Source organism: Paenibacillus sp. LK1, assembly GCF_002750415.1.
Lineage (GTDB): Bacteria > Bacillota > Bacilli > Paenibacillales > Paenibacillaceae > Paenibacillus > Paenibacillus taichungensis.
Genome location: NZ_PEII01000023.1, coordinates 46,568 through 53,390 on the forward strand (window position 1 = coordinate 46,568; position 6,823 = coordinate 53,390).

Sequence of the window (6,823 nt, forward strand, 5' to 3'; positions counted from 1 at the left end):
GACGATAAGTTCAAAGAAATCAGGGGATAACAGACAGAGATCGGAAGACGATTCTGCTACCGTAGTGGAAAANATGATTTCAACTTATGACGATAAGTTCAAAGAAATCAGGGGATAACAGACAGAGATCGGAAGACGATTCTGCTACCGTAGTGGAAAAGGGAAAACACAAGTGGTCCTAATTTTTAATAAATTTAAATTTAAAGGAGATTATCACTCATGACTATTATTTCTGACGTGTACGCTCGCGAAGTCCTCGACTCCCGCGGTAACCCTACAGTTGAAGTTGAAGTATACCTGGAGTCCGGCGCAATCGGACGCGCTATCGTTCCATCCGGTGCATCTACTGGTGCCCACGAAGCTGTTGAGCTTCGCGATGGCGACAAATCCCGTTACCTGGGTAAAGGCGTTCTGCAAGCTGTTAAAAACGTAAACGAAACAATCGCTCCAGAAGTAATCGGTATGGATGCATTGGATCAACTGGGTATCGACAAATTGATGATCACTTTGGATGGTACGCCAAACAAAGGTAAACTGGGTGCTAACGCAATCTTGGCTGTATCCATGGCAGTAGCTCGCGCAGCTGCTGACGCTCTGGACCTGCCATTGTACGTTTACCTGGGCGGATTCAACGCTAAAGCACTGCCAGTACCAATGATGAACATCATCAACGGTGGTGAGCATGCTGACAACAACATCGACGTTCAAGAGTTCATGGTTCTTCCAGTTGGAGCACCAAGCTTCAAAGAGGCTCTTCGCGTAGGCGCGGAAATCTTCCACAACCTGAAATCCGTACTGAGCTCCAAAGGTTTGAACACAGCTGTAGGTGACGAAGGTGGTTTCGCACCGAACCTTGGTTCTAACGAAGAAGCAATCACTACAATCATCGAAGCTATTGAAAAAGCTGGTTACAAACCAGGCGTTGACGTATTCCTGGGTATGGACGTTGCTTCCACTGAGTTCTACAAGGATGGTAAGTACACACTTGCTGGCGAAGGTAAATCTTACACTTCTGCTGAGTATGTTGACCTTCTGGCTTCATGGGTTGAGAAATACCCAATCATCACAATCGAAGACGGTATGTCCGAAGATGACTGGGATGGTTGGAAATTGCTCACTGAGAAATTGGGAGACAAAGTACAACTCGTTGGTGATGACTTGTTCGTAACGAACACAGAGCGTCTGGGTAGAGGTATCGAAGAAGGTATCGGTAACTCCATCCTGATCAAAGTTAACCAAATCGGTACATTGACTGAAACATTCGATGCAATCGAAATGGCTAAACGTGCAGGATACACTGCTGTAATCTCCCACCGTTCCGGTGAGTCCGAAGACAGCACAATCGCTGACATCGCTGTTGCAACAAACGCAGGTCAAATCAAAACGGGTGCTCCTTCCCGTACAGACCGTATCGCGAAGTACAACCAATTGCTCCGCATCGAGGATCAACTGGGCGAACTGGCTCAATACAATGGTCTCAAAGGTTTCTACAACCTCAAAAAATAAGTTGTCTTACGACAACTCACGGGCAAGCCGGGTAACCGGCTTGTCTTTTTTATTAAGTTGATTTTATTTACTTAAGAAGATTAAAAGGTTGAGAAGGGTGGCGATATCTCAGTAATTGAGGAAATGCCACTACTTGTATCACGTTAATAGCTGTGTTACAATTAAAGTAACTGTTTTTATGGTGAGATGTTATGCCCACATGGGTAGGAGGTGGAAAGAATGGATATTGCTTTGAAATTGCTGCTCGTGGTGTTTTCGATCGGTCTAATCACTGTAGTATTGCTGCAGCACGGGAAAAGCGCTGGTTTGGCGGGTGCCATCTCCGGTGGTGCGGAACATCTTTTCGGTAAAACGAAAGCGCGCGGACTGGATCTTTTCCTGCAACGTGCAACAGTTGTACTGGGTGCAGGATTCTTCATTTTGTCTATCATCGTTACGGTTGTCTCCAAGTAAGAGCTGGAGTGCCTGATGTAACGCGATAGTTTCGAGCAGGAACGCTTGAATGATTAACCTTCGTTTCGAGAAGAAACGGAGGTTTTTTAATAAATTCATCCATGACCAGTCTTTTCCAATGAACCACATGATTCTGATCTTCGATATCTTCTCACTTCCGTTCGGTTACCTTCCTACATATTCGCCCTGTTCTGGGCCGATTCTTTTCTGTCTTTTCGAGAGCAAAACACATGTAGCATAAATGCTGTTATGATGCATGAAAGCGCGGTTATGCAAGGGGCCATGAATGCTTGGTTTATTTTGCAGGGTACGGATGCGCCGGATTGAATTCGTGTATACTAGGGTATGAGATAGTGAGGCCTGTGTTAAATGGCTTTTCTATTTGTAAGGTTTCCGATACATAGAGAGATGAGACAAGATTACACTTTTATGTTTCCCGAGGTGAATATTAATGATAACAGAACAACAATTGCTCGACTTCATGCGGGAAACCGCTTATAAACCGATGACTTATCAGGAACTGGAACAGCACTTCGAGATTGAAGATGCGGCTGATTTCAAAGCCTTTTTAATTATGCTTAATACGCTGGAGGAATCCGGCAAAGTTTTGCTGACCCGCAATAACCGCTACGGTATGCCAGAACGTATGGATTTGGTGCGCGGACGTTTGCAGGCTCATGCAAAGGGGTTTGCTTTCCTCATCCCTGAGGATCGGGAACACCCGGATGTGTACATCCACGCTAACGATATGAAAAGCGCGATGAACGGCGATACGGTATTTGTTAAGGTTACTTCTCAAGGGCCTTCTGGTGGGCGTTTGGAGGGTGAGATTGTCCGTATTGTTACCCGTGCGGTCACGCAAGTGGTCGGTGTATTCCAAAGCCACGAGGTTTATGGCTTCGTCATTCCGGACGACAAGCGGATTAACCGGGATATCTTCATCCCGCGTACGAACTTTAATGGAGCTGTTGATGGGCAAAAAGTTGTTGCAAAAATCGTCAGCTATCCAGAGGGCCGGGCAGCAGCAGAAGGTGAAGTGATCGAGATTCTCGGTCATAAGGATGAGCCGGGTATTGATATTTTGTCCGTAATCCGTAAACATCAGCTGCCTGAAGCCTTCCCGGATGAAGTGGTGGAAGAAGCGGAAAAAGCACCGGATGCCATTACGGAAGAAGAAATTATCCAGCAAGGTCGCCGTGATCTGCGTGGACTTAATATCGTTACGATTGATGGCGAAGACGCGAAGGATCTCGATGACGCTGTCAATGTGGAGAAACTGCCTAACGGTAACTACCGTCTGGGCGTTCATATTGCCGATGTAGGCTATTATGTGCAGGAAAACTCCAAGTTGGACCAGGAAGCTTACAACCGAGGATGCAGCGTGTATCTGGTGGACCGTGTTATTCCGATGCTTCCGCAACGGTTGTCCAACGGGATCTGTAGTTTGAACCCACAAGTAGATCGCTTGACCCTTTCTTGTGAGATGGAATTCAACGACCAGATGAAGGTTGTGAAACACGACATTTTCACAAGTGTGATCAAGACCAAAGAACGGATGACGTATTCCAATGTTCGTAAAATTCTTGAAGGTGAAGAGCCTGAATTGTTGGAGCGTTACAAGGACCTGGTGGATGATTTCCACTTGATGAAAGAGATTGCCTTGAAGCTTCGTGCGATGCGTATGCGCCGCGGTGCGGTTGACTTTGATTTTGAAGAATCCAAAATCATCGTGGATGAAGAATGCAAACCAGTGGATATCGTGAAACGGGAGCGTTCGATTGCGGAGCAAATTATTGAGGAATTCATGCTGGCAGCCAATGAAACAGTAGCGGAGCATTTCCACTGGTTGAAGGTTCCGTTCATCTATCGTGTGCATGAAGATCCAGATCAGGAAAAACTGCAAAATTTTCTCGCCTTTGCGGCGAATTTCGGACACCACGTCAAGGGACGTGGCAACGCGATTCATCCACGGGCGCTTCAATCCCTTCTTGAGGATATTAAAGAAACGAAAGAACAGACGGTTATCAGTACAATGATGCTGCGTTCCATGAAACAGGCGAAGTATGATTCTGAAATGTCAGGTCACTTTGGCCTCGCGGCAGAATTCTATAGTCACTTCACATCACCGATCCGTCGTTATCCCGATCTCGTCATTCACCGTGTTATTCGGGAAGTAATTGAGAACAATGGGGCCTTGCCTGAGAACCGTCAGGAGTATTTGGCTGGGCGTATGGCCGATATTGCGCAACAGTCTTCGGAACGTGAGCGTGTGGCGGTTGAAGCTGAGCGGGATACAGAGAAAATGAAGAAAGCCGAGTACATGCTCGATAAAGTCGGCGAAGAGTTCGAAGGCATGATCAGCAGTGTTACCAGCTTCGGTATGTTCATTGAACTGGAGAATACGGTAGAAGGTCTGATTCGCCTGAGTGCGCTCACAGACGACTATTACCATTTTGATGATCAACATATGGCTCTGATTGGCGAACGCACCTCCAAGGTCTTCCGCATCGGTGATGAGGTGAAGATTCGTGTGGCGCGTGTGAGCATGGAAGAGTACACGATTGACTTTGAAATGGTCGACATGAAACCTCGCGGCGAACGTCCTGGTGGCTTCACTGGTGGACGTGGAGGTAAAGGTGGACGTCCTGCTGGTGGAGGACGCGGTGGCGCGAAGAGTGGTTCCGGTGGATTCAGTGGCTCACGTGGTGGTAAAGGTGCCCCAACTGGTACTGGAGGCAGCCGTGGTGGCAGATCTGCCGATGAAAGCAGCAAAGGCGGCCGTGGCGGTCGTAGCGGAGCTTCGAACACAGCCGGAAGCGCGGGTGGCAAAGGTGGCGGCAAACCGAGAGGAGAGCGTCGTGCTGGAGATACTGGCGGATCAGCTGGCCGGAGCAAGGGAGCGGTAAGCTTTGGTTTTGGCTCGGGCAAAGGTGGTTATAGCTCTACCGCAGGTGGTCAGGAAGGCACTTCAGCTAGTGGACAAGGGAATGCTCTGAACAGCGGCAGCAGTCGTGGTGAAGGAAGCTTCAAATCCGGTAAAGGCGGAGGTAAAGGTGGCAAAGGCGGTAGTGGACGCAAAAACACCTCACCTAGCGGTGTGTTTATTGGAGAAGGAGCTACACCAGGCGGTGTTCAGGAAGGTGGAGCACTACGTCGTAAGCGCAAAAAGAATAAAGGTGCACCTGCCAACGGAACGGCGGCTTTTGTACGGAAGAAGAAAAAGTAAAAGCGTTTCGCTGAACATGAAATGAGTGTAATGAGAAGGGGCGGCGCAGACCGCCTCTTTCTTGATTTTAACAGCGGTCCTTGCTACAATTAAGGTCTGGCATGTGGTACCTGAGGAGATGTGTGGTGCGCTGCTGTAGAGCATAGGTACCGGCTTATTTTACGGAGAAGGAGTGAGGACATGGGCAAGAATGATGGACAGAGTAAAGTGCTTGCACAGAATAAAAAGGCTTCCCATGACTACTTCATTGAAGATACGTATGAAGCGGGCATGGTGCTTACCGGAACGGAGATAAAATCTCTTCGTAACGGCCGTGCGAATATTGGCGATGCATTTGCCACGATTCGGAACGGTGAGATTCATATTCACAATATGCATATTAGTCCTTTTGAACAAGGGAACCGTCATAATCCAATTGATCCAACCCGTACGCGCAAACTGCTGATGCATAAAGTGCAGATCCACAAGCTTCTAGGGCTGTCGAAGCAGGACGGATACAGTATAGTGCCGCTGAAGATCTATATTCGTAACGGGTATGCAAAGCTCTTACTTGGACTGGGTAAAGGTAAGAAGCAGTATGATAAGCGGGAGTCTGCCGCAAAACGCGATGCACAACGTGATATTCAACGGGTACTGCGCGAGAAGCAGAAGGTGGCTCGTTAACTGAGTTGCTATGTGTTGAATTGCGCATGGTAAGTTAGTTAGTGATAAGCGGGTTATTTTAGAAATAAGGATCTCAAGTTTTACCCGTAGTTGGGTAGAGCTTGGGATTTTTTTGATCTGATCAGAGGTCCTTGTTAAGGGGAAGCGGTGTAATGAGTTTGGCGCAACACGCTCATTTGCCGTGCGCCAGTCAGATTATTGTGCCGGTTATGATATGAGATACACCAGTTGTTGCCACGTATCCTGTCTATTAAGATGTTAGGTTAGTACAAGTTAAAACTGTATGGTTTATTGGCAAGGTTGATGGAGTAAGTTTGCAGATGGCTGCGTAGTTTGTTCGGATCGTGGGTAAGATAGTTAAGTGGAACTGTTTGTGAATCGTTGGCATTCGGTACTCAACTTTACTTCCCTTGAGGGACGCGGTATAATATGTAGACGCTTGAGCTTCATATGTGTGTTGGTTAAACTTGCACAGTTGCTCAGTCTGCTGGAACGTCTTCCAGCAATCTGTACTATATCGGTGATTGTTCCTATGTTATGATGTTCTTGTAGCAAACAGGAAACAGGAATGCCGAGTTTGAAAGAAGCATCTTTTTACCTTGGAGGAAAAAGATGTGCAGCACCTTTGCTCCGTATTCACGGATTAATCCTGGAGCCCTTCTTATATGAGGGGGCGTTTATGGATTCGACGGGGATAGTTCGAGCATGGGTAGCGGGTAGTGGGGACGCGTCCACTTCATCAACGCTAAAGCCTATTAAACGGCAAACAACAAACAAACTACGCTTTCGCAGCCTAAGAAACTGTGTGCGTGCTTCTAACCTGCATCGCCCATGTGACAGGATTAGGGGCTAACAAGTAGTGGGATACGCTGTCACATCTCCGCCTGGGGTGTGCTGAAGAAGACAATCAGGCTGACCCAACGTATAGCCGGTTACGGGGCGATACTCGGGTGACATCAAAACTGTGACTACACC

Annotated in this window: 4 protein-coding genes and 1 other RNA gene; all 5 read left to right on the forward strand. The window is 47.5% G+C overall.

Going from position 1 to position 6,823, the window contains the following annotated elements; all coding sequences use genetic code 11:
* Positions 1-219 precede the first annotated feature (219 nt).
* Positions 220-1,506, forward strand: a complete 1,287-nt coding sequence (eno, locus tag CS562_RS31135; protein ID WP_076291983.1) for a phosphopyruvate hydratase — start codon at positions 220-222, stop codon at positions 1,504-1,506.
* Between the two features lie 219 nt (positions 1,507-1,725).
* The gene (secG, locus tag CS562_RS31140) at positions 1,726-1,959 is read left to right on the forward strand and encodes a preprotein translocase subunit SecG (protein ID WP_024629498.1); all 234 of its coding nucleotides are present in this window, start codon (positions 1,726-1,728) and stop codon (positions 1,957-1,959) included.
* 451 nt (positions 1,960-2,410) lie between these two features.
* Positions 2,411-5,185, forward strand: coding sequence for a ribonuclease R (gene rnr / locus CS562_RS31145; protein WP_099859268.1), 2,775 nt, complete (start codon positions 2,411-2,413; stop codon positions 5,183-5,185).
* 180 nt (positions 5,186-5,365) lie between these two features.
* The gene (gene smpB, locus CS562_RS31150; protein WP_024629496.1) at positions 5,366-5,848 is read left to right on the forward strand and encodes an SsrA-binding protein SmpB; all 483 of its coding nucleotides are present in this window, start codon (positions 5,366-5,368) and stop codon (positions 5,846-5,848) included.
* A gap of 669 nt (positions 5,849-6,517) precedes the next feature.
* Positions 6,518-6,823: a transfer-messenger RNA gene (ssrA, locus tag CS562_RS31155) on the forward strand; the annotation flags it as partial.

What these genes read in the sequence shown, in the direction of transcription:
- eno (WP_076291983.1), top strand. Translation starts at nt 220, where the DNA reads ATGACTATTATTTCTGACGTGTACGCTCGCGAAGTCCTCGACTCCCGC.
- smpB (WP_024629496.1), top strand. Translation starts at nt 5,366, where the DNA reads ATGGGCAAGAATGATGGACAGAGTAAAGTGCTTGCACAGAATAAAAAG.
- secG (WP_024629498.1), top strand. Translation starts at nt 1,726, where the DNA reads ATGGATATTGCTTTGAAATTGCTGCTCGTGGTGTTTTCGATCGGTCTA.
- rnr (WP_099859268.1), top strand. Translation starts at nt 2,411, where the DNA reads ATGATAACAGAACAACAATTGCTCGACTTCATGCGGGAAACCGCTTAT.